The sequence below is a fragment of the Serinicoccus sp. JS2-9 genome, assembly GCF_059025165.1.
The window spans coordinates 1489534-1511102 of the sequence record NZ_CM180091.1 but is presented as its reverse complement, the minus strand read 5'-3'; the positions used below and the strand labels follow the sequence as shown (position 1 = coordinate 1511102).

The 21569-nt window shown below is 71.5% G+C and carries 19 protein-coding genes and 1 tRNA gene; 2 read left to right on the top strand and 18 right to left on the bottom strand.

From position 1 onward, the window contains the following. Positions 1 to 187 precede the first annotated feature (187 nt). From AC5PYY_RS07540 to AC5PYY_RS07510, 7 genes are all read right to left on the bottom strand, one after another. A complete protein-coding gene (locus tag AC5PYY_RS07540; RefSeq protein ID WP_493899156.1) occupies positions 188 to 1033 on the bottom strand; it encodes a TatD family hydrolase in 846 nt (281 codons plus the stop codon). Between the two features lie 28 nt (positions 1034 to 1061). Continuing rightward, positions 1062 to 2894, bottom strand: a complete 1833-nt coding sequence (gene metG / locus AC5PYY_RS07535; protein WP_493899155.1) for a methionine--tRNA ligase — start codon at positions 2892 to 2894, stop codon at positions 1062 to 1064. A gap of 147 nt (positions 2895 to 3041) precedes the next feature. Then, a complete protein-coding gene (locus tag AC5PYY_RS07530; RefSeq protein WP_493899154.1) occupies positions 3042 to 4835 on the bottom strand; it encodes a hypothetical protein in 1794 nt (597 codons plus the stop codon). Continuing rightward, entirely contained in the window at positions 4828 to 5319 is a 492-nt protein-coding gene (locus AC5PYY_RS07525; protein ID WP_493899153.1) for a SigE family RNA polymerase sigma factor, read from the bottom strand. Before AC5PYY_RS07525 ends, AC5PYY_RS07530 begins: the two co-directional genes overlap by 8 nt. A gap of 204 nt (positions 5320 to 5523) precedes the next feature. Continuing rightward, positions 5524 to 6969: a hypothetical protein gene (locus tag AC5PYY_RS07520; protein WP_493899152.1), complete on the bottom strand. Its 1446-nt coding sequence runs from the start codon at positions 6967 to 6969 to the stop codon at positions 5524 to 5526. Further along, positions 6962 to 7447 (bottom strand): SigE family RNA polymerase sigma factor, encoded by a 486-nt coding sequence (locus tag AC5PYY_RS07515; protein WP_493899151.1) that lies wholly within the window; start codon positions 7445 to 7447, stop codon positions 6962 to 6964. Before AC5PYY_RS07515 ends, AC5PYY_RS07520 begins: the two co-directional genes overlap by 8 nt. Positions 7448 to 7542: 95 nt before the next feature. After that, positions 7543 to 8385, bottom strand: coding sequence for a peptidoglycan-binding domain-containing protein (locus AC5PYY_RS07510; RefSeq protein WP_493899150.1), 843 nt, complete (start codon positions 8383 to 8385; stop codon positions 7543 to 7545). A gap of 223 nt (positions 8386 to 8608) precedes the next feature. Between AC5PYY_RS07510 and AC5PYY_RS07505 the strand changes: the two genes are divergently transcribed. After that, positions 8609 to 9220 carry a DUF4126 domain-containing protein gene (locus AC5PYY_RS07505; protein WP_493899342.1) on the top strand — a complete coding sequence of 204 codons (612 nt, stop codon included), beginning with the start codon at positions 8609 to 8611 and terminating at the stop codon, positions 9218 to 9220. A gap of 128 nt (positions 9221 to 9348) precedes the next feature. On the opposite strand, the gene AC5PYY_RS07500 is transcribed toward AC5PYY_RS07505, so the two are convergent. The 5 genes from AC5PYY_RS07500 to AC5PYY_RS07480 form a co-directional block, all read right to left on the bottom strand. Then, positions 9349 to 9795, bottom strand: a complete 447-nt coding sequence (locus AC5PYY_RS07500) for a hypothetical protein (protein ID WP_493899149.1) — start codon at positions 9793 to 9795, stop codon at positions 9349 to 9351. Between the two features lie 85 nt (positions 9796 to 9880). Continuing rightward, positions 9881 to 10753 carry a 16S rRNA (cytidine(1402)-2'-O)-methyltransferase gene (gene rsmI / locus AC5PYY_RS07495; protein ID WP_493899148.1) on the bottom strand — a complete coding sequence of 291 codons (873 nt, stop codon included), beginning with the start codon at positions 10751 to 10753 and terminating at the stop codon, positions 9881 to 9883. A gap of 147 nt (positions 10754 to 10900) precedes the next feature. Next, positions 10901 to 11650, bottom strand: coding sequence for a succinate dehydrogenase/fumarate reductase iron-sulfur subunit (locus AC5PYY_RS07490; protein ID WP_493899147.1), 750 nt, complete (start codon positions 11648 to 11650; stop codon positions 10901 to 10903). Beyond that, positions 11647 to 13647: a fumarate reductase/succinate dehydrogenase flavoprotein subunit gene (locus tag AC5PYY_RS07485; RefSeq protein ID WP_493899146.1), complete on the bottom strand. Its 2001-nt coding sequence runs from the start codon at positions 13645 to 13647 to the stop codon at positions 11647 to 11649. Before AC5PYY_RS07485 ends, AC5PYY_RS07490 begins: the two co-directional genes overlap by 4 nt. A 16-nt stretch (positions 13648 to 13663) precedes the next feature. After that, positions 13664 to 14365 (bottom strand): succinate dehydrogenase cytochrome b subunit, encoded by a 702-nt coding sequence (locus tag AC5PYY_RS07480; RefSeq protein WP_493899145.1) that lies wholly within the window; start codon positions 14363 to 14365, stop codon positions 13664 to 13666. 100 nt (positions 14366 to 14465) lie between these two features. Between AC5PYY_RS07480 and AC5PYY_RS07475 the strand changes: the two genes are divergently transcribed. Further along, positions 14466 to 16076 (top strand): dolichyl-phosphate-mannose--protein mannosyltransferase, encoded by a 1611-nt coding sequence (locus AC5PYY_RS07475; RefSeq protein ID WP_493899144.1) that lies wholly within the window; start codon positions 14466 to 14468, stop codon positions 16074 to 16076. Between the two features lie 58 nt (positions 16077 to 16134). On the opposite strand, the gene AC5PYY_RS07470 is transcribed toward AC5PYY_RS07475, so the two are convergent. The 6 genes from AC5PYY_RS07470 to AC5PYY_RS07445 all read right to left on the bottom strand — a co-directional run bounded on the left by AC5PYY_RS07470 (position 16135) and on the right by AC5PYY_RS07445 (position 21518). Continuing rightward, the gene (locus AC5PYY_RS07470) at positions 16135 to 16602 is read right to left on the bottom strand and encodes a tetratricopeptide repeat protein (protein ID WP_493899143.1); all 468 of its coding nucleotides are present in this window, start codon (positions 16600 to 16602) and stop codon (positions 16135 to 16137) included. 8 nt (positions 16603 to 16610) lie between these two features. Continuing rightward, positions 16611 to 18230, bottom strand: a complete 1620-nt coding sequence (locus AC5PYY_RS07465; RefSeq protein ID WP_493899142.1) for a PH domain-containing protein — start codon at positions 18228 to 18230, stop codon at positions 16611 to 16613. 140 nt (positions 18231 to 18370) lie between these two features. Further along, positions 18371 to 18892, bottom strand: coding sequence for a PH domain-containing protein (locus tag AC5PYY_RS07460; protein ID WP_493899141.1), 522 nt, complete (start codon positions 18890 to 18892; stop codon positions 18371 to 18373). Then, the gene (argF, locus tag AC5PYY_RS07455) at positions 18889 to 19959 is read right to left on the bottom strand and encodes an ornithine carbamoyltransferase (protein WP_493899140.1); all 1071 of its coding nucleotides are present in this window, start codon (positions 19957 to 19959) and stop codon (positions 18889 to 18891) included. The genes AC5PYY_RS07460 and argF overlap by 4 nt, the downstream gene beginning before the upstream one ends. A 213-nt stretch (positions 19960 to 20172) precedes the next feature. Continuing rightward, positions 20173 to 20248, bottom strand: a tRNA-Ala gene (locus AC5PYY_RS07450). A gap of 118 nt (positions 20249 to 20366) precedes the next feature. Continuing rightward, positions 20367 to 21518, bottom strand: coding sequence for a SepX/GlpR family protein (locus tag AC5PYY_RS07445; protein ID WP_493899139.1), 1152 nt, complete (start codon positions 21516 to 21518; stop codon positions 20367 to 20369). Between the last annotated feature and the right edge of the window lie 51 nt (positions 21519 to 21569).

The following is a 21569-nucleotide window of genomic DNA, read 5'->3' as shown; positions in this document are numbered from 1 at the left end:
GACCTTTTCGACCATGGGTCCTGCTGCCATGGCGCGAGAACCCATGGTCGAACTCGACGGTAGGCACCGGCTCCGCGCGGCCTCACCCGGCCACGACGCCTCAGAGTGACCACGGCCTAGCACAACCTTCATCGGGAAGTTCGCCGATGAAGGTTGTGCTAGGCCGACCACACTCCGGGGCCAGCCGTCACCAGGGGCCGTAGACCGTCTCGCTGTTGACCGACAGCGCCTCGCACAGCTGCGGCACCGAGGTGTTGAGCGTCGCCGCCATCGCCCGCACCGTCAGGGGGACGAGGTAGGGCGCGTTGGCCCGGCCGCGATGGGGCGTCGGCGTGAGATAGGGCGCGTCGGTCTCGACGAGCAGGTGCTCCAGCGGGGTGACCGCCAGGGCGTTGCGCAGGTCCTTGGCGCTGGTGAAGGTGACCGTGCCGGCGAAGGAGAGATAGTAGCCACGGCGCACGCACTCGCGGGCCATATCCATGTCGCCGGAGAAGCAGTGCAGCACGGTCTTCTCCGGCGCGCCCTCCTCGGCGAGGATGCGCAGCACGTCGTCGTGGGCGTCCCGGTCGTGGATCTGCAGCGCGAGCCCGTGCTCCTTGGCCAGCGCGATGTGCCGCCGGAAGGAGTGGTGCTGCGCCGCCACCCCCTCCTCGCCGGTCCGGAAGTAGTCGAGCCCGCTCTCACCGATCACCCGGATGCGTGGATGCGCTGCGAGAGAGTCGATCTCGTCGATGACGTCATCCAGCTCGCCCGCTGCCTCATGGCCCGGCGCCTCGTTGGGGTGGATCGCGACTCCGCCCAGCAGGGCCGGATGCTCGTCGACGACCCCCGCGGTCCAGCGCGCCGACTCGATGTCGCACCCGATCTGCACCAGCCGGTCCACCCCGACGGCCGTCGCCTCACGCACGACCTCCTCGACCGCCAGCAGTGGGGCGTCGTCGCGGCGGACATCGAGGTGGCAGTGGTTGTCCACCACCGGGATCGGCAGCGGGTCCGGTGCTGGCGGCCGCTGCGCCAGGCGCTCGTCGCTCACCGGAGCCAGACGCTGTAGCGAGCGGACGTCATACCGCCGCCCCGGCGGATTCGTCGACCAGACCCAGCCGCGCCCGCTCCTCCTCGACCACCGACGGGTCGAGCTTGGTGAAGATGGGCGACGGCTTGGCCACCGGGGCACCGACCACGACCGGGCGGTGCTCCCAGCGCGGCGCGGTGGAGTAGTCGCCGGTGATGATTGGGTAGTCCGGCCGCGAGCTGTCGTCGAGATCCTCGACCGTCTCCAGCCGCGGCATCGGCTGGAAGTCGCCCTCGCCGCCGAGCGCCTGGTGCACTGCCGTCGAGCTGTGCGGCAGATAGGGCGACAGGATGGTGTTGAGGTCGACCACAGCCTGCGCGAGGGTATGCAGCACGGTCCCCAGCCGCTCCCGCTGGTCCTCGCCCTTGAGCTTGAAGGGTTCGGTGGTCGAGACGTAGGCGTTCGCCTCACCGACGAGGCGCATGGCCTCCGCGAGCGCGGCCTTCTGCTTGTGCGTCGCGATGAGCCCACCGACGGTCTCGAAGCTGTCCCGGATCTGCTGCAGCAGAGCGTGATCGACCTCCTCGAGCTCGCCCGCGGCGGGGATCTCCCCGAAGTTCTTCGCGATCATCGACGCGGTGCGGTTGACCAGGTTGCCCCAGCCCGCGACGAGCTCGGTGTTGGTCCGCTTGACGAACTCCGGCCAGGAGAAGTCGGAGTCGGCCGTCTCCGGCGCGGCGGCGGACAGGAAGTAGCGCAGCGCGTCGGGCTGGTAGCGCTCCAGCACGTCGCGGACGTAGATGACGACGTTGCGGGAGGTGGAGAACTGCCGACCCTCCATCGTGAGGAACTCGCTGGAGACCACCTCGGTCGGCAGGTTGAGCACGCCGAACGGCCCGACCTCGCCACCCGTGCTCCCCTGCCCGTTGTGCGCCAGCATCTCGGCCGGCCAGATCTGGGAGTGGAAGGTGATGTTGTCCTTGCCCATGAAGTAGTAGGTCAGCGCGTCTGTGCCGTTCCACCACTCCCGCCAGCGCTCGCCCTGCTCCCCCGGCAGCCGCCTCGCCCACTCGACCGAGGCCGACAGATAGCCGATGACCGCGTCGAACCAGACGTAGAGCTTCTTCGTCGGGTTCTCCCGCCAGCCGTCCAGCGGGATGGTGATGCCCCAGTCGATGTCTCGGGTGATGGGCCGCGGCCGGATCTCGGACAGGATGTTGGTGGAGAAGCGGATGACGTTGGGCCGCCACAGCCCGCTCGCCTCACGCCCGTCGAGCCACTCCCCGAGCGCCTCGGCCAGCGCCGGCAGGTCGAGGAAGAAGTGCTGGGTGTCGCGGAACTCCGGCGTCTCGCCGTTGATCTTGGAGCGCGGCTCCTCGAGGTCGGCGGGGTCGAGCTGGTTGCCACAGTTGTCGCACTGATCGCCCCGGGCCTCGGCATACCCGCAGATCGGGCAGGTGCCCTCGATGTAGCGGTCGGGCAGGGTCCGTCCGGTGGACGGGCTGATCGCCACCTGCTGGGTCTGCTCGATGAGGTAGCCGTTGCGGTGACAGGCGAGAAACATCTGCTGGACGACGTCGTCGTGGTTGGCCGTCGTGGTGCGCGTGTAGAGGTCGTAGGACACCCCGAGCGCGGTCAGGTCGGCGGCGATGAGCGCGTGGTTGGTGTCGATGAACTCCTGTGGCGTCTGCCCCGCCTTGTCGGCCTGCACCAGGATCGGCGTGCCGTGCTCGTCCGACCCGGAGACCATGAGCACCTCGTGCCCCGCCATCCGCATGTAGCGGCTGAAGACGTCGGAGGGCACCCCGAAGCCCGCGACGTGGCCGATGTGGCGCGGGCCGTTGGCATACGGCCAGGCGACCGCGGACAGCACATGACTCATGGGTCACCAGTCTAGGTGGCGCGCCCCCACCCACCGAGCGCCGCGGGTGGTTGCTCCGGGCCCCACCGGGCCTCGCTCCGGGTGCTCGGGCTTGCTCCGGTATGCCGCCCGCTCACCGCAGCGTCCGTCGACCCCGGTCAGCGCCGCTCACCCCTCGGGCAGGAGCAGGTCCAGCGGCAGGTCGACCTCACCGTCGCCGTCGGTGTCCAGCCCCTCGAGCTGGGCCCGCAGGTCATCCATGCCCGGGGCCTGCAGGGTGAGCGACCACCACCGGATGCCCCCGACCTCGGTGACCTCGCCGAGCGGCTGCTGCACCGTCATACCCTCATCGGCCGGCACGACCGCGGGATGAGCGCCGCCCGCGGGGAGCCGTGCGACCAGGCTCCAGGTCTCGCCCTCTCCCGCCACCGCCACGAGACCAGGACCGTCCAGCACGGCCGGGCGATCGGCGTGGGTGAACGTCGCCCAGAGCTCGACGCCGGACGCGGCGGACACCGTGACGCCCTCCGAGATCGGCAGCTCGGGCGAGGCGTCGCGCCCACCGAGCACACGCACCGACTCGTCGGAGACCAGCGAGTTGACCAGCAGCACCCCGACCACCTCCTCGCGCTCGTCGGACGGCGTGACTCGCACAGCGGGCAGCTCCTCCCCCGCGACGTCGACCATGCCGCCCTCGGAGACCAGGTAGGCCGCCGAGGAGAGCGCACTGGCCCCCGTGCCGGTGACGAGCCCCGGGTAGGCCACGACCGGTGCGAGCTCTGCCGTGGGGTGCAGGTCCGTGACCTCCGCCAGGACGACCACCCCACCGGCGTCCTCCCACGCCCAGACACCCTCGCCCATCCCGGGCAGCTCCTCGAGCACGGCGCCGGATCGGCTGGCCCGCACGGAGTCACCGTCCCGCGCGAAGTCCAGTCCGTCGAGTCCGAGCAGGTCGACGCTCGCCCCCTCGCGGTCCTGCCACTGCTGTCCGTCGGCCGACCACTGCACGTCCGGGGCGTAGCGCGAACCCTGCCCGACGCCGACGGGGCCGCGGGAGAGCAGCGCCCAGGCACTGCCGCCGATCTCCACCGTGTCCGCGACCGGGTCCCCGTCGACGTGCTGCCCGGGAGCCTGGCTGACGAGCCTGGCCTGCGCCGCCTCCTGCGGCAGTCGCGCCAGCACCCACTCGAGGTCTCCCCCACCCCTCCACCAGGGCAGGGACTCCGAGCCGCGGAGGGCGTCGCCCTGGGCCATCAGCTGGATGCCCTCGTCGACGACTCCGGCAAGCTCCAGCTCGGGGATCACGAAGACCTCTCGCTCGACCCGCCCGTCGCCGATCGGGACTACCTCGGCGACGGCCCCGCTCGCGGTCCATACCGCTGCGCCGTCGTGGAAGAGCAGATCCCGAGGCTCGTCGACCGGTTGCTGGAGCAGGGCGTACCAGAGGTCGTCGTCGTCGCGGGCCGGCCCCCACTCCCCGAAGCCGTCGTGCGCGGGCACCATCTGCACGCCGTCCACCCCGGCCGGCTGGTCCCACACGAGCACGGTCAGCTGATCCGTGGTGAACAGCTGCGCGCCGAAACCAGTCGTGGTCCCCGGCACGGTCTCCTCCTGCCCCTCGACGACCACCGTGGCCTCGGTCCCCTCGGCGGTCCCGGTCACGACCACCGAGGAGACACCGTCCGGGGCCTCCCGCTCGACGAGGGTGACCTGCTCGGACTCTGCTGCCTCCCAGGCGACCGACGCGGGGATCACGTCAGGGGTGCCGAGGACCTGACCATCGCTCAGGCCGAGCCACAGCGTCCCCGCGATCGCCAGCGTCCCGAGACCCGCCCCGACGCCGACAGCACGCCGCCGGCGGACCCGGGCCCGTCCCGCCGCGACCAGACCGTCGCTGGTCAGCGCGCTCACCGGCGCTTGCTCCACGGCTCGCTCCAGCATCCTGCTCAGCTGCTCAGACATGACGCTCCTCCTGCGTCGCCAGCAGGGGACGCAGCGCGGCCAGGCCGTGCGACGTATACCCCTTCACCGCGCCGACGCTCACCCCGAGCGTCTCGGCCGTCGCCTTCTCCGACAGGTCGAGGTAGTGCCGCAGCACCACGCACTCCCGCTCCCGCGGCGCCAGCTGCTGCAGCGCGCGCACCACGTCGACGGCGGCGGTCTCGTCGCTGCTGCGGTATGCCGTCTCCGGCACGTCGTCGGTCAGCGTCTCCCGCCGGCCCTTGCGCCACCGGTCGGTGTGCAGGTTGGACATCACGCGACGGGCGTAGGCCAGCGGCTGCCCGGAGCGGATGCGCCGCCACCGCACGTAGACCCGCACGAAGGTCTCCTGCAGCAGGTCCTCGGCCGCGTGTGGATCCGCGGTGAGCAGCCAGGCATACGCGTGCAGCGTGGGGCGGCTGGCGTCGACGAACTCGACGTAGGCCGCCTCCTCGCTGCTGTGCATCGCCCGCTCCCGCCTGCCTCCGGTGCCCGGGCCGGTGCTGCCGGCCCGGGGGCTCAGTGTCTCTCGGTAACGGGCGGGGCACCGGAAAGGTTGGGGTGGGATCGGGTTCCGTCGCCCATCCCTGGACCTGTGCACCGAACGGTGGCCTGTGCACACGTTATGCCGTGTGCACAGGCCACCGTTGGCTGCACAGGTTCGGAGTGCTCAGTCCTCGAAGGAGGCCATCTGGATCTGGTCCAGGTCGAGCTCGGTGACGGCGCCGCCCGCAGGGCCCTCGCCGATCCCGACGACCTGCTCGCCGTCCGCGAGCGCGTCGAGCGCGAGCATCGTCACCGGTCGGCCGTCGAAGAGCTCGCGTACCTGCACGGCGTCCTCTTCCACCTCGACCCACGTCGGCTCGTCGCCACGACCGTCCACCGCCACCTGCACCGGCGTCTGCGCATCGGTCGGGATCCAGCCCGGCACGACCACCACCGCCAGGTCGTCGATCGGCGCCACCGTCGCCGTGGCGTCGGCGAGCTCGGCCGGCTCCAGCCGGAGGGCGGTCGCGCCGGCCCGCAGCTCCAGGCCGTCCGGCATGGCCTGATAGGCCAACGTCGTGCCGGCCAGCACGACCTCGCGCCGCCAGGTGTCGACGAAGGTGCTGAGGTCGTGCTGCTCCCCGTCGAGGGTGAAGCGGACCGTCGGCAGGGGGGCGCCCTCGTCGGCTGTCGCGAGGAGCACCTGCTGCCCGGCCATCATGGCGACATCGCTGCGCGCCGACTCGGGCGACACCGTGACGTCCGAGGCTCCCTCGGGCAGCAGCCCGAGGACGTGGGAGGGCACGGCGCCCGCGCCTCCGCCGTACGCCGCCCCGTCGGTCAGGGGCACCGGGGTCCCCCACATCCCCCGCTCCGAGGCCTCGGCCCCGACCCAGACCTGCCGCTTCCGGTCGATGCCGACCACCCAGGACATGTCGTCGGTCTCCAGGAGCACCGTCTCGACCGGTGCACCGCTGGCTGCTCGGGCGCCCCGCTCGTCGATCAGATAGAGCTCGACCACGTCAGCCTCGGCCCCCGGCACGTGCTCCGCCGTGGCGTAGCGGATCCTGCCGCCCGGCACCTCGACGACGCCACCCGTGCCGTACTCGACCCCGTCGGCCCAGAGCACGTCCTGGGCCAACCCGTCCTCCGGCTCGACCCAGACGAGGACGGTGATCCCGTCGGCCCGGAAGACCTCGCTCTCGCCCGGTCCGTCCTCGCCGACGATCGTCTCGGGCTCACCACCGTCCTTGGCGAGGAGCAGCTCCGGGTGCTGCCCGCCCTCGACGGTGCGCAGCCGCCCGGTCCACTGCGTCCGGTCCGGCTCGTGCTCCGGGTTCGGGCCGTTGTCGAAGAGCTCGGTGTCGATCGAGCCGTCGGACCACCCCACCGACGCGGGGACCGGAGGCGCCTCGCCGCCGAACGGGAGGGTCTCCATACCGAGCCAGAGCGTGCCGGCGAGCGCCAGCGCGCCCACCCCGGCCGCCGTCCGACGGCGGCCGCTGCGGATCCGGCGACCGCGTGCCACGACCTCGTCGTGCCTCACGTACAGGGGCGGGGTGTGGGCCGCGGCACGGTCCATCAGACCCACCACGTGCGTCGTCTCGTCGAGGTGCTCGCGCTCAGACATGAGAGGTGTTCCCTTCCCGCAGCAGGTCCCGCAGGGTGCGGCGACCGTTCATGGCGTACTTCTTGACGCTGCCCACCCCGACACCGAGCGTGCGCGCCGTCTCAGCCTCGGAGAGGTCGAGGTAGTGGCGCAGGATCACGCACTCGCGCTCGCGGCGGGGCAGCCGGGACAGGGCACGCACGAGGTCGACCGACATCGCGTCGTCCGAGGTCGCGCGATCGGGCACCTCATCGGTGAGCACCTCGCGCCGCCGCTTGCGCCAGCGGTCGGTGTGCAGGTTGACGATGGTGCGCCGGGTGTAGGCGGCGGGGTTGCCACGACGGACCCGGCCCCAGCGGGCATACGTGCGCGCCATGGCCTCCTGGACCAGCTCCTCGGCGACGTGACCGTCACCGGTGAGCATCCAGGCCGCGGTGAGCAGCCGCGAGGAGGTCGTCTCGAAGAACTCCTCGAACTCCTGCTCGTGGTCGCGCCGCATACCGCCTCCTCGTCGACACCCTGTCACTGCTCCCAACGGCTGGGGTGCGCCGGAGGTGGGGTGCTCGGGTCGATGGGGGTATGCCGCAGCGCCGGCTACTCGCTCTTCGGCACCGTGAGCGCGTGCCAGGTGACGGGGCCGACGATGCCGTCCGCCGGCGGGGCGAACATCTGCTGGAACTCCCGGACCGCGGTGTCGGTGAGCGGCCCGAAGGAGCCGTCCTCGGCGAGTCCGGGCAGCAGCGACTGCAGCGCCCGCACGTGGTGACCGCTGTCACCGAGGCGGGCGCTCTCGACGAGCCCGGGCCAGTCGAGCTGGCCGCAGGTCGTGGAGACGAACTGCGCGCGCTGGGTCAGCTGCCACTGCCGCATCGCCTCACCGGTGAGCGGCCCGTAGCTGCCATCGACGTCAAGACTGGCGCCGCGGTGGTTCAGCAGGTGCTGCACCGCCCGGACCCGCCAGTTGTCCACCTGGGTGTGGCCGACCTTGGCCATGCCCCAGACGTGCGCCCCGGGGCGGCGGGTCGAGAAGAACGACCACGTCTCCTGGCCGGCGAGGCCGTCGATCGTCAGCCCCCACCGGCGCTGGAACTCCCGCACGGCGGCCGTGGTCGCCGGACCGTAGGATCCGTCGACGTCGAGCGGGTCGACGCCGATCTGCGCGCCGGGGTCGAACTGCTGCACCCCGCGGACCGCCTCGCCGGTCGAGCCGGGCCCGGTGGGGACGACGAGCGCGATCCACGTGGGGGCGTCGATGTCGCCCGTCGGCGGAAGCCCCTGGTCCCACTGGAGCCCCGAGACGGCGCCTGCCGTGAGCGCGCTGTAGAGCCCGTCGGCGGCGATGGTCGCGCCCCGCTCCCGGAGCAGGTGCTGCGCCCCGCGCACCGGCAGTGGTGCGACATCGCCCTGGTGCAGGTCCATCCACGGCTCGACGTTCATGGCTCGTGCTCCTCCCAGTCGGCCGGGCAGCGTGCACCGGCACTGGGGAGTCGGAGTGTCCACGTGCGCCGCAGATACACGTGGGTCGCCACTCGCGACGCCCGGTGGGTGCAGGAGCAACCACACGCGACGACGGCGGGCGTCGGGAAGATCGAGGGTATGCCGCGTGGTTGACTGGTATGACGGCTCCCGCCGGGGGTCGCCCGAGTCAGGAGGCCATCACGTGCTCGCTGCCCTCACCGGAGCCGGGCTGTCGGCTGCCGCGGGGCTGAACGCCTACATCCCGTTCATCCTCGTCGCGCTCATCGCGCGGTTCACCGACGTCATCAACCTGCCGCACCAGTACGCCTGGATCGAGTCCAACTGGGCCATCGGCATCGCCGCCGTGCTGCTGCTCTCGGAGGTCGTGCTCGACAAGGTCGCGCTCGTAGACCACATCAACGACGCGGTCGGCACCTTCGTCCGCCCGGCGACCGGTGGCCTCATCTTCGCCGCCACCACGGCGGCCGAGGACTTCGAGCAGGGGTCGTCCTTCATGCAGGACAACCCCTGGGTCGGCGTGCTGCTCGGCATCATCACCGCCGGGATCGTGCACACCGGCAAGGCGGTCAGCCGCCCGGTCGTCAACGCCGGCACGGCGGGCATGGGCACCCCGGTCGTCTCGGCCGCCGAGGACGGGGTGTCGTTGACCCTGTCGCTCGTCGCGATCTTCATCCCGGTGCTCGTCGTCTTCCTGCTGCTGCTCCTGCTGTGGGGCGCCTTCGCCTTCTGGCGGCGGGGCCGGAGACGCAAGGCCCGCACCGACCAGCTCATGGCCGACGCGGGCTACCAGTAGGGGTCGGGCATCCTCCGGCCCGCCCGAGGGGTCGAAGCGTCACTCCCTCGTGGCCGCCCTGGGCCGCGCGTGCATGCCCTGGCCGCCGACACGCCCGACCGGGACCGGCTCAGTCGCGCACGTGAACGCTAGAGCCGGTCGGGCTCGGCCTGTTGCCGGGACGGCTCGTCGCCGACGGACTGCAGCCGCAGCAGCGCGGCGGTGAGCCCGCACACCGCGGCCAGGAGCACCAGCAGGCCGCCGATCATGAGCACGACGCCCGCCAGGAAGGGCAGCGTCTCGTAGGTGTCGACCGCCGAGCGCGCCCAGGCCAGGGTGCCGCCGCTGGCACCGATGAGGCTGGTCAGCGCGGTGATGCCGCCCAGCCCGGTGCTGCGCCGGCTGTTGACGAGCCACCCGGCCGCCACCCCCAGGACCCCACCGATCGCGACGCCGACGGCGGCCCACGCGAGGTCGGGGACGGCATACCAGCCGCTGGACTCGGGCAGCATCGCGCCGGTGGCGTAGGCGGCGACGAGCGCCGCCACCACCCCGCCCAGAAGCCCCCCGAGGATCGCCTGCCAGTTGTAGGTCATTGCTCGCATCCTTCGCGTCACGGGAGGCCGCACCGGTGCGGCACCGCCAGACAGTCAACCATGCCGGCCCGCACAGTCAAGCAGGTCAGCGCGCGCGCACGGCCTCGTCGTAGAGCACCTTGCTCGACAGCCCGGTCCGCGCCGCGACGTCGCGGCACACGTCCTTGAGCCGCTCCCCCGCACCGACCCGCTCCAGGATCTGCGGTATGACGTCAGCCGGGTCGGTCTGCGCGGCCTCGGTGGCTGGGCGGCCGGCGACGACGACGGTGATCTCTCCCTTGACCCCGTCGCCCGCCCAGGCGGCCAGCTCGGCCAGCGGCCCGCGCCGCACCTCCTCGTAGGTCTTGGTCAGCTCGCGGCACACGGCCGCAGGGCGGTCCGCGCCGAGGACCGTGGCCATCGAGCCCAGCGTGGCGGCGAGCCGGTGCGGTGCCTCGAAGAAGACCATGGTGCGCCCCTCGTCGGCCAGGGCCGCCAGCGCACGATCCCGCTCTCCCGCCTTGCGCGGCAGGAAGCCCTCGAAGCAGAAGCGGTCGACCGGCAGCCCGCTCACCGCGAGCGCCATGAGCACGGCGGAGGGCCCGGGGACGCAGGTGACCGGCAGTCCCGCGGCGACGCACGCCTCGACGAGGCGGAAGCCGGGGTCCGAGACGGACGGCATACCCGCATCCGTGACGAGCAGGACGCGGGCGCCCTGCTCGAGGCGCGTGACGAGGTCGGGCGTGCGGGAGGCCTCGTTGTGCTCGTGGTAGCTGACCACCTCGCCGGTGGTCTGGACCCCGAGGCGGTCGGTGAGCCGGCGCAGGCGTCGGGTGTCCTCGGCGGCGACGACGTCCGCCGTCCCCAACTCGTCGAGGAGCCGGGGGCTGGCGTCCCTCGCGTCGCCGATCGGGGTGGCGGCCAGCACGAGCGCCGCGCGGGCGGAGCGGGGGGTGCGGCCGGAGCGGTCCTCACTCATCCGGCACCCCCGCTCACCTCACGTTCTGGACAGAGGTTGCTGGGGACTGGGCACCAGATTCCTCTGTCCAGAACCTGCAGGTCACGATCTGGACAGAGGTTTCTGGGGACTCTGGGCGCCAGATTGCCAGATTCCTCTGTCCAGAATTCAGTCGGCGGTGGATCCGTAGCCGGCGCGCCGGTAGTCGGCGTTGAGCTGGCTGATGACGTTGAGCGGGATGCCCTTGGGGCAGGCCCGGGTGCACTCGCCGAGGTTGGTGCAGCCGCCGAAGCCCTCGGCGTCGTGCTGGTCGAGCATGCTCACCACGCGGGCGTCGCGCTCGGGCTGGCCCTGCGGGAGCTCGCCCAGGTGGGTGACCTTCGCGCCCATGAAGAGCATCCCGGCCGCGTTGGGGCAGGCCGCGACGCAGGCGCCGCACCCGATGCACTCGGCCGCCATGAAGGACCGGTCGGCGTGCTCCTTCGGCACCGGCGTGGCGTGCGCGTCCGGGGCGGAGCCGGTGTTGGCGGAGATGAAGCCGCCGGCCTGGATGATCCGGTCGAAGGAGGTGCGGTCCACGCACAGGTCCTTGATGACCGGGAAGGCATCGGCCCGCCAGGGCTCGATGACGATCTCGTCGCCGTCGTTGAAGCTGCGCATGTGCAGCTGACAGGTCGTGGTCCGCTCCGGGCCGTGGGCCTCGCCGTTGATGACGACGCCGCACATCCCACAGATGCCCTCGCGGCAGTCGGAGTCGAAGGCCACCGGCTCCTCGCCCTCGGAGATGAGCTGCTCGTTGAGCAGGTCCAGCATCTCCAGGAAGGAGCTGTCCTCGGACACTCCGTCGATGTCGTACTTGACCATCTGGCCGCCGTCGGCAGGTCCGTCCTGGCGCCAGATCTTGAGCGCAAGCTTCACTTGTAGCTCCTCTGCTTCAGCTCGATGAAGTTGTAGACGAGGTCCTCCTTGTGCAGCACCGGGGCCCCGTCGTCACCGCCCCACTCCCAGGCGGCGACGTAGGCGAACTCGTCGTCGTGGCGCAGCGCCTCGCCGTCCTCGGTCTGGCTCTCCACCCGGAAGTGGCCGCCGCAGGACTCCCGCCGGTGCAGGGCGTCGACGCACATGAGCTCGCCGAGCTCGAGGAAGTCGGCGACGCGGCCGGCCTTTTCCAGGCTCTGGTTCAGCCCCTCGGGGGTGCCCAGGACCCGCACGTTGGACCAGAAGTCCTCACGCAGGGCGCGGATCTCCTCGATCGCACCCTTGAGGCCCTCCTCGGAGCGCTCCATGCCGCACTGCTCCCACATGATCTTGCCGAGCGCCTTGTGATAGCTGTCGACCGACCGGGTGCCGTTGATGCTCATGAGCCGGTCGATGCGCGAGGCCACCGCCTGCTGCGACTCGACCACGGCGGGGTCGTCGCCGTCGATCTTGGGGAAGGGGCCCTTGGCGAGGTAGTCGCGGATGGTGTTGGGCAGCACGAAGTAGCCGTCGGCCAGCCCCTGCATCAGCGCCGAGGCACCGAGCCGGTTCGCCCCGTGGTCGGAGAAGTTGGCCTCACCGGTGACGAACAGCCCGGGGATCGAGGACTCCAGATCGTAGTCGACCCACAGCCCGCCCATCGTGTAGTGCACAGCGGGGTAGATGCGCATCGGCACCTGGTAGGGGTTCTCCCCGGCGATCCGCTCGTACATGTCGAAGAGGTTGCCGTACTTGGACCGGACCGTGTCCTCGCCCATCCGCTCGATCGCGTCGGCGAAGTCGAGGTAGACCCCGCGGCGGACCCCGTCGACGGCCGGGCCGACGCCGCGGCCCTCGTCGCACATGTTCTTGGCCTGCCGGGAGGCGATGTCGCGGGGCACAAGGTTGCCGAAGCCGGGGTAGATCCGCTCCAGGTAGTAGTCGCGGTCCTCCTCGGGGATCTCGCGCGGGTCCTTGTCGCAGTCCTCGGCGTTCTTGGGCACCCAGATGCGGCCGTCGTTGCGCAGCGACTCACTCATGAGGGTGAGCTTGGACTGGTGGTCGCCGCTCTGCGGGATGCAGGTCGGGTGGATCTGCGTGTAGCACGGGTTGGCGAAGTAGGCGCCCTTGCGGTGTGCCCGCCAGCTCGCGGTGACGTTGCAGCCCATCGCGTTGGTGGACAGGAAGAAGACGTTGCCGTAGCCACCGGAGGCCAGGACGACCGCGTCGGCGAGGTGGGTCTCGATCTCCCCGGTCACCATGTCGCGGGCGATGATGCCGCGCGCCTTGCCCTCGACCACGACGAGCTCGAGCATCTCGTGCCGGGCGAACATCTCGACCGTCCCGGCCGCGATCTGACGCTCCAGGGCCTGGTAGGCCCCGATGAGCAGCTGCTGACCGGTCTGGCCGCGCGCGTAGAAGGTCCGCGACACCTGGACCCCACCGAAGCTGCGGTTGTCGAGCAGGCCGCCGTACTCCCGGGCGAAGGGCACGCCCTGGGCGACACACTGGTCGATGATGTCGGCGCTGACCTCGGCCAGCCGGTAGACGTTGGTCTCGCGGGAGCGGTAGTCGCCGCCCTTGACCGTGTCGTAGAAGAGTCGGTGGACCGAGTCTCCGTCGCCCTTGTAGTTCTTGGCGGCGTTGATGCCGCCCTGGGCGGCGATGGAGTGCGCCCGGCGGGGGCTGTCCTGGTAGCAGAACGACTTGACCTGGTAGCCCGCCTCGCCGAGCGTGGCGCCGGCGCTGGCGCCGGCCAGGCCGGTGCCGACGATGATGACCGAGAGCTTGCGCCGGTTGGCCGGGTTGACCAGCGCTGCCTCGAACTTGCGGGTGGTCCACTTCTGCGAGATGTCACCGTCGGGTGCCTTGCCGTCGACGACCGGCTCCCCGGCGCGGTAGACCCCGTCGACCAGGTCGTCGGTCTGCGGCTCGATCTCGGTCAGCGTGTCGCTCATGCAGTGCTCCTCCGTACTACTCGACGAACCCGAACAGGATGCTCAGCGGCGGGATCAGGAAGCCGACCACGACGATCGTGGCCAGCAGGATCGCCGCGAAGCGGATCTGCTCGGCTCGCTTCAGCGAGGTGTTGAGACCCAGCGTCATCGCCGCTCCCCAGACACCGTGCAGCAGGTGCATGCCGAGGAAGAACATCGCGGCGACGTAGATCAGCACGGCCCACCAGACGTTGAAGCTGCTGATGACGCGCTCGGCCGGGCTGGCGTACTCCCCGGCGACGGTGATGGTCTGGGTCGTGAAGTGCAGGATGTGGAAGACCACGAAGGCGAGCAGCGCCAGGCCGCCCCAGCGCATCGCCTGGGCGTAGAAGGTCCCGTAGCTCGTCTTCTTCTTCCCGGCGTAGCGCGTGCTCCGCGCCCCGCCGGCGCGGCGCCAGAGCGTCATACTCGCCCAGATGTGCAGCGCCACGGAGGCGAGCAGCGCGATCCGGAAGGCCCACAGGAACGACTTCTCCGGCAGCATCGGCTCGCCGAAGGTGCGCAGGTGGTGGGCGTACTCGTCGAAGGTCTCGGGCCCGATGAGGATCATCAGGTTGCCGTACATGTGGACGAGGACGAAGAGGACGAAGAACAGCCCGGTGACCGCGACGACGGTCTTCAGCAGGATGCTCGGCCGCCCCGTGCGGGACGCACGCTCGGGAGCTGTTGTAGTGGCCACGACATCAGACTCTACCGCTCGGTCTCCCGGCGCTCAGCCTGACCCTCCGCAGGTCACCGCCATCCAGGGGGGCGCCAGGCGAGCACCTACGATGACGGGTATGGAGTCTCTGGCGGCGCGCCTGCTCGGTCCCGCGCCGCAGGACCTCCGCCGGCAGCGACGCTTCGCCCTGCTGGGGATCCTGCTCGTCACCCTGCTCGGGGGCGTGGCGCGCTTCTGGCGGCTCGGCTACCCCGACCGGTTGGTCTTCGACGAGACCTACTACGTCAAGCAGGGCTGGTCGCTCGTCACCTACGGGCACGAGCGGGAGATCAAGGACGGCCTGGAGGAGCCGGACGAGCTCTTCACCAGCGGCACGCCGGACGTCTTCGGCGGGGAGCCCGACCTCGTCGTGCACCCGCCCGTCGGCAAGTGGATGATCGGGCTCGGCGAGCTGGTGACCGGCCCGGAGTCGTCCTTCGGCTGGCGGCTGTCGTCGGCGACGATCGGGACCCTGTCGATCCTCGTGCTCGGCCTGTGCGCCTGGCTCATGTGGCGCAACGCGGTGCTCGCGATCAGCGCGGCGACGCTCATGGCGGCCGACGGTCACCACTTCGCGCAGTCGCGCATCGGGCTGCTCGACATCTTCCTCATGTGGTGGGTGCTGCTCGCCTTCCTGCTGCTGCTGCTCGACCGCGAGCAGGGGCGGCGGCGGCTGGCCGCGCGGTGGGGTCCGTGGTGGGAACGCACCCACGGGCCGGGCACGACCGTGCCTCGGTCGGCGTGGGCGCGGATGCGGCGCTGGTGGGGGCCCTCGCTCGGCGTCCGGTGGTGGCGGCTGGCCGCGGGGATCTGCCTGGGTCTGGCGATCGGCACCAAGTGGTCCGGGCTCTACTTCCTCGCGGTCTTCGGCCTCATGACGGTGTGGTGGGACCTCGGGGCCCGCCGGGCCGCCGGAGCGCGCGACTGGTTCGCCGGTGCGGTGGCGCGCGACGGCATACCCGCGTTCTTGCTCATGGTGCCCACGGCGCTGGTTGCGTATGTCGCGAGCTGGGCCGGGTGGTTCGCCACCGAGGGTGGGTGGAAGCGGCAGTGGGGGGTCGACAATCCCGCGCCCTCGGGGAGCCTGGCCTCGCTCGTGCCCGACCCGCTGCGCTCACTCTGGGCCTATCACCAGGAGCAGTGGAACTTCCACATCGACCTGGCCAACGAACACGCCTGGAGCTCCAACCCGTGGAGTTGGACGGTGCAGTGGCGACCGACGCTCTTCTACGCCGAGTGGCCCGAGCGCGACGAGAAGGGCTGCGAGGCCGCCAACTGCGTCGAATACATCGCCTCCCTCGGCAATGTCGTCCTCTGGTGGGGCGCGACGATCGGCCTGCTCGTCGCGCTCTTCTGCTGGCTGCTGCGGCGCGACTGGCGCGCGGGCGCGGCGCTGGCGGGGATCGCGGCGGGCTGGCTGCCGTGGTTCCTCTACCAGACGCGCACGATCTACAGCTTCTACGCGATCGCCTTCCAGCCGTGGCTGGTCCTGGTGGTGGTCGTCTGCCTGGCGCTGGTGCTGGGGCCGGCCGACGCCCCCGCGCGACGCCGCCGCTGGGGAGCCGTCGCGGTGATCGGGTATGTGACGCTCGCCGTCGCGTTCTTCGTCTGGTACTGGCCGGTCCACACGGCGATCACGATCCCGCGGGAGTCCTGGAACCTCCGCATGTGGTTCGACTTCTGGACCTGAGCCCACCCCCCGGGCGTCGGAGGGGAGAGCGGTCATGCCGCGACGAGGAGTCCGCTGCCTAGCCCTCCAGGCCCATCGCCTCGGCCAGCTTGAGGTGCGGGGCGCCCTCCTCGGCGCGGCCGTCCCGCTGCAGGGTGCGGGCCAGGACGAGGTGGACGTAGGCGTCGCTGGGCCAGCGCTCGAGCATCGCCCGCAGCTCGCTCTCGGCCCGGCTGAGCCGGGCCGCGTGGTAGTAGCTGCGCGCCAGCAGCAGCCGCACCTCCGCGTTGCCGGGGTCGGCCTGGGCCAGCGGCTCGAGCAGCTCGGCCGCACGCACGTAGTCCTTGGTCTCGAAGGCAAAGCTCGCGCGGTCGTAGCGGGCGTGGTCGTCGAGTTCGGCGTCGGAGGGCAGCGCGACACCCGCATCCTTGACGGCTCGGGCCTCCTGGCCCGGGCGAGACTGGCCACCCTCGGGGGTCGCGTGGGTCTGGTCCTCCGGCGTCCCCGTGCCGTCGAGTCCCCTCAGCATGCCCTCGAAGTCACCCATGCCTGTGCCTACGCCCGCAGACCCTCCAGCATTCCCGGCGTGGCGCGATCGGCGAGGTCCACGGCCATGGTGACGGGGATGTTGGGCGCCACGAAACGCTCGTTGCCGGCAGCGGTCGTGGCGGTCAGGTCGGCGAGCCCGAGTCGGCGCTGGAAGAAGCTCTGGTGGACGACCCACCCGATGACCCCGGCGCGCTCCAGCACCTCGCGGCTGCGGATGACCGCCCCGGTCTGGACGACGAGGTGCTCGTCAGTGAGCCCGTGCCCGAGGTTGCGCCAGGCGCTCTCGGCGATGAGCGCGTTAAGCAGGCCCACGGCGCCGAGGACCGCGAGCGGCACCCACCACGGCCAGGTCGCGAACCACCAGAAGTCCAGGGCATAGGTCGGCACGGCGGAGAGCGCCGCGACGAAGAGCGTGCCCCACTGGTTGCTCACGTGGATCCGGCGGCGGGCCTTCGGGCCATGGCCGGTCAGCGTCATGGTGAGCGGCCCGTCCTCCTCGAGCAGCTGGTGCCCGACGTCCTGCACGACCCGCCGCGGCGCCGGGGGCAGCAGCTTGGCCGTGCCGTCCGCGCCGACACCGGTCGCGAGCGCGGTCAGCTCGGCCCCACGCACGAAGCGCAGCAGGAACTGCTCGGTCATGAGCACGCCCCGGATCTTGCCGCTCTCGATCGTCTGGCTGCGGGTGGTGAGCAGCCCTCGGGTGGTGCGGATCTTGCCGCCCTCGCGCACCAGCCGCAGGTTCCACCAGTTGAGCACGTAGGCCAGGGTCGACACGATCAGCCAGCTGACCACGATGACGAGCAGCGCCCCGACGACGAGCAGCACGACCGCCTGGGCGACGACCCACTGCCACGCGCCCTCCACGGCCTCGATCTCGTCGAGCGAAAGGTCGTCGCCGAACTGACCGAGGACACCCAGGGCACCCGCGACGACCACGAGGCTGGACAGGCTGAACGGCGCATACCGTAGCCAGCTCCAGTTGATCCGCGCCAGCTCCTCCTCCGGATATGGCGCGCCGCTGCGGGCGCCGGACACCCCGCTCCGCCCCTCCTGCGGTATGCCGTCACTCGCGGGGGGTGCCGGCGCGTCAGCGCTGGCGACGGCCTCGGCCACCTCGTCCTGGGCCAGATGGGAGCGCGCCAGCAGCTGCACCCGCAGCGTGGCCGCGTGCTCGCGCGGCAGCCCGTCGAGGGTGATCTTGGTGGTGTCGACGCCGGTGCCGATCTCGGCCTTGGTCAGCCCGAGGAGCCGGTGCAGCACGGAGGACTCGAGGTCGACGCTGCGGATGCGGTCCAGCGGCGCGGTGACCAGCTTGCGGTTGAGCCAGCCGGTGCGCAGCTGCAGCTGCTCGGCGGTGAAGCGGTAGCGGGTGAAGTGCCAGGCCAGCAGCCCGAAGAGCACGGCGAGGACAGGGGCGGCCAGGCCGATCCAGAGCCACACCTGGGGCCCACCGTCGTCGTCGCCGCCCCGCGACACACCGAAGAGGACCAGGGCCAGCGGCACGATCATCGAGCCGACCGCCCGGACCGGATGGACCAGGAGCATCCGCGGGCTCAGCCGGTGCCAGCCCTCGGCATCGCGGGCGTCCCCACCCGTGTCGAAGGCGGCGGGTGGCGGCGGGCCCACCGTCGCGGGGTCGTAGGGGTGGCCCGAGGGAGGCGGTGCTGGTGAGTCGCCCGCGGGAGACGGTGCCGCCGAGCCGCCCGCGGGAGGCGGCGCCGACGGCATACCGGAGGCAGCGCCGGCACGTGGAGGTGGTGCCTCGCTCACGTGGCGTCGCCCTTGGTCTGCCCCGTGATGCGGGCGAGCTCGGCGGTGACCCGGTCGGCCACCTCGGTGTCGAGACAGGTGAGCTTGATCGGCCCGGCCGCCGACGCGGTCGTGACGGTGACGTCGGCGAGCCGGAAGAGGCGCATGATAGGACCACGCTCGGTGTCCACGGTCTGCACCCGCGACAGCGGCGCGATCCGCTGCTCCCGGGAGAGCCAGCCGGTCTGCGCGAAGACCCGCTCCCCCGTGACCTCCCACCGGGTGCGGCGATAGCGGATCGTCGGCTCGAGGATCAGCTCGACGACGTTGTAGGCCATGATGAGCGCGAAGATCGGGCCGAGCCAGCGCCCCCACGCGTCGGGGACGAACCAGTAGATCGTGAAGAGCACGCCCCAGGCGATGAGGCTGCCGATGAGGTTCTGGACGATCCAGTAGCGGACCGCGCGGGGGCTGACCCGGTGCTCCGGCTCGCGCAGCGCCGGGCCGTTCACTGAGGTTTCGGGCTGGACGACGGTCATGCCAGCGTCGCCACCATGAGGGCCTTGATGGTGTGCAGCCGGTTCTCGGCCTGGTCGAAGACGATGCTCGCCTCGGACTCGAAGACTTCGTCGGTCACCTCGAGCCCGTTCTTGAGCTCCGGGTTGGTCGACACGAGCTCCTGCCCCACCTCGGTGTCGGCGTCGTGGAAGGCCGGCAGGCAGTGCATGAACTTCACCTCCGGGTTTGTCGCGGCTGCCATCAGGTCGGCGTCGACCTGGTAGGGCAGCAGCCGCTCGATCCGCTCCTGCCAGGCACTGGCGGGCTCCCCCATGGAGACCCACACATCAGTGTGCACGAAGTCGACGCCGTCCACCGCCGCACGTGCGTCGTCGGTGATCGTCACCCGTGCCCCGGTCTGGGCCGCGACCTCCTCGCACAGGCACACGACGTCGGCCTCGGGCTGCAGCCCCTCGGGGGCGCCGATGCGCACTTCGGCCCCCAGCTTGGCCCCGAGAAGGAGCATCGAGTGGCCCATGTTGTTGCGCGCGTCGCCGAGGTAGGCGAAGGAGAGGTCGGACCAGGCCTTGAGGCAGTGCTCCCGCATCGTCAGCGCGTCGGCGAGCATCTGGGTGGGATGCCACTCGTCGGTCAAGCCGTTGTAGATCGGCACCCCGGCGTGACGGTGCAGCTGCTCGACGGTGGCCTGGGCAGCGCCGCGATACTCGATCGCGTCGAACATCCGGCCCAGCACCCGCGCGGTGTCCTTGATCGACTCCTTGTGGCCGATCTGGGAGCTGCCCGGCTGCAGCAGCGTGGTGTGCGCGCCCTGGTCGGCGGCGGCGACCTCGAAGGCGCACCGGGTGCGGGTGGAGGTCTTCTCGAAGATGAGCGCGACCGACCGTCCCACCAGGCGTCGCTCCTCGGTGCCCTCCCGCTTGGCGGCCTTGAGCTCCGCGGCCAGGTCGAGCAGGGCGAGGATCTCCTCGGGGGACTCCTCGACCAGGGACAGCAGGCTGCGGCCCCGCAGGTCGACGGTCATGGTGGGCTCCTTCGTGGCGGTGCGGATCGGGGATGCCGCGCGCTCGCCACTGCGGTCGCCCGGCATGGCGGCCAGCGTAGTCGGCGCGGGAGTGTGGTCCGACGGGCGTGCACGACGACCTGCATCGTGCGGGTATGCCGGCCGGCGGGCTGTAGTGCACGCCGGGAGATCCGGGTTCGGCGCGAGCCACCCGCACCCGCCCTTCACGCAGCGTCCCCCGGCCAACGCAAAACCCGCGGCCAAGATGTCACTTGGCCGCGGGTGCGAACTCACGGTTCATGGTGGAGCTGAGGGGAATCGAACCCCTGACCTTCTCATTGCGAACGAGACGCGCTACCAACTGCGCCACAGCCCCGCGTGCGAGGACCAACTCTACACATCGGCCGCCGACGGACCCAAATCACCGTGGTGCCTCATCCATGGGGCCCGCCTGCGGGAAATCGTTGACTCATCCACTGATGCCCGCGTGAGCCTCAGACCACGCGGTCGATGCGCGGCAGCTCCTCGAACTCCTCCTCGAGGGCCATCTCGGTGCCGTCCGCCGGCAGCTCGGTGGAGCCGCTGGGAGCACCGCGGTAGGCCTTCGCCTTGAGGGTGTAGGTCGGCGGCGGGACGGGCGTCGGGCTCCAGGAGCCCGGCACCGCCATCGCGGCCTGCTCGGCCCCCACCGCCGCGGCGTCGTCCGTCATCGTCTCCACCGACGTGGTCGCCGCCACCAGAGACGCCTCGACGGCATCGATGTCGTAGAGCGCCGGCCGCGCGGCGGCGGTCAGGTCGACCTCGCGGCGGGCGGTGCGGGCGGGCGCGACCGAGGTGTGCGCGGCCGCTGCCGTCGCCCGGGCCTGGGCGGCCAGTGGGGAGTCCGCGGCCTCGTGGGTGGTGCGCACCGGCTCCTCCCAGGTCGGTGCCGGCGGCTGGGTGGCGCGCGATGTCTCAGCGGCCGACACCCCCGCAGGCGCGGGCCTGACGTGCTGGGTCCGGCCCGCGCGGCGCCGACGGGCGGCCGCGCGCGCCGCGGCCGACGCGGAACGCCGCACGAGCACCAGCGTCGCCGCCAGCACACCGACGCCGACGAAGCTCCACCACAGGTCGAGGATCTGCCCGACGCCGAGGGTCACCAGCGTGACCATGGCCACGGAAGCCAGCAGGAGCGCGGCGGCCCGCAGCTGCGCTGCGCGCTTGGCCCGTCGGAAGGCGGGGGGCGGGGCGACGGCGGTCGCCCCGGACGTGCGCCGCGCTGCGGGCGCGTCGACGGTGCGCCGGACCTCAGGTGCACCTGACGTGCGCCGGGCAGCAGGAGCGTCGACGGTGCGACGGGCCGTCGCGGCACCCTCCACGCCACCTAGCGCACCGGCCTCACGGGCCGAGGCGACGAGCTGCGGCATACCGCGTTTGACGACGACCTCGGGACGGGCTGGGCGCAGCGGGGAGACGGAGTAGGACGGCGGTGCCTGATCGCTGACGTCCGGGCGGGGCAGCGCGCGTCGGCGCTCGAGCACCCGCATCGCCTCGGAGTAGCGGTCGACCGAGCGGGCGGTGGCGACGTGGTCGCGACGCCGCACCCAGTGCTGCACCAGATAGACAGCCCACACCGCCAGGATGACGACGAAGATGAGACTGCTCACAGGAGGCACGGCATTCACGCTAGGCGCAGCCGGACGGCGATCCCGTCAAGT

Coding starts and splice junctions, on each gene's coding strand:
- metG (WP_493899155.1), bottom strand. CDS start 2,894: ATGAGTCATGTGCTGTCCGCGGTCGCCTGGCCGTATGCCAACGGCCCG.
- AC5PYY_RS07530 (WP_493899154.1), bottom strand. CDS start 4,835: ATGTCTGAGCAGCTGAGCAGGATGCTGGAGCGAGCCGTGGAGCAAGCG.
- AC5PYY_RS07525 (WP_493899153.1), bottom strand. CDS start 5,319: ATGCACAGCAGCGAGGAGGCGGCCTACGTCGAGTTCGTCGACGCCAGC.
- AC5PYY_RS07520 (WP_493899152.1), bottom strand. CDS start 6,969: ATGTCTGAGCGCGAGCACCTCGACGAGACGACGCACGTGGTGGGTCTG.
- AC5PYY_RS07515 (WP_493899151.1), bottom strand. CDS start 7,447: ATGCGGCGCGACCACGAGCAGGAGTTCGAGGAGTTCTTCGAGACGACC.
- AC5PYY_RS07510 (WP_493899150.1), bottom strand. CDS start 8,385: ATGAACGTCGAGCCGTGGATGGACCTGCACCAGGGCGATGTCGCACCA.
- AC5PYY_RS07500 (WP_493899149.1), bottom strand. CDS start 9,795: ATGACCTACAACTGGCAGGCGATCCTCGGGGGGCTTCTGGGCGGGGTG.
- rsmI (WP_493899148.1), bottom strand. CDS start 10,753: ATGAGTGAGGACCGCTCCGGCCGCACCCCCCGCTCCGCCCGCGCGGCG.
- AC5PYY_RS07485 (WP_493899146.1), bottom strand. CDS start 13,647: ATGAGCGACACGCTGACCGAGATCGAGCCGCAGACCGACGACCTGGTC.
- AC5PYY_RS07475 (WP_493899144.1), top strand. CDS start 14,466: ATGGAGTCTCTGGCGGCGCGCCTGCTCGGTCCCGCGCCGCAGGACCTC.
- AC5PYY_RS07470 (WP_493899143.1), bottom strand. CDS start 16,602: ATGGGTGACTTCGAGGGCATGCTGAGGGGACTCGACGGCACGGGGACG.
- AC5PYY_RS07460 (WP_493899141.1), bottom strand. CDS start 18,892: ATGACCGTCGTCCAGCCCGAAACCTCAGTGAACGGCCCGGCGCTGCGC.
- argF (WP_493899140.1), bottom strand. CDS start 19,959: ATGCCGGGCGACCGCAGTGGCGAGCGCGCGGCATCCCCGATCCGCACC.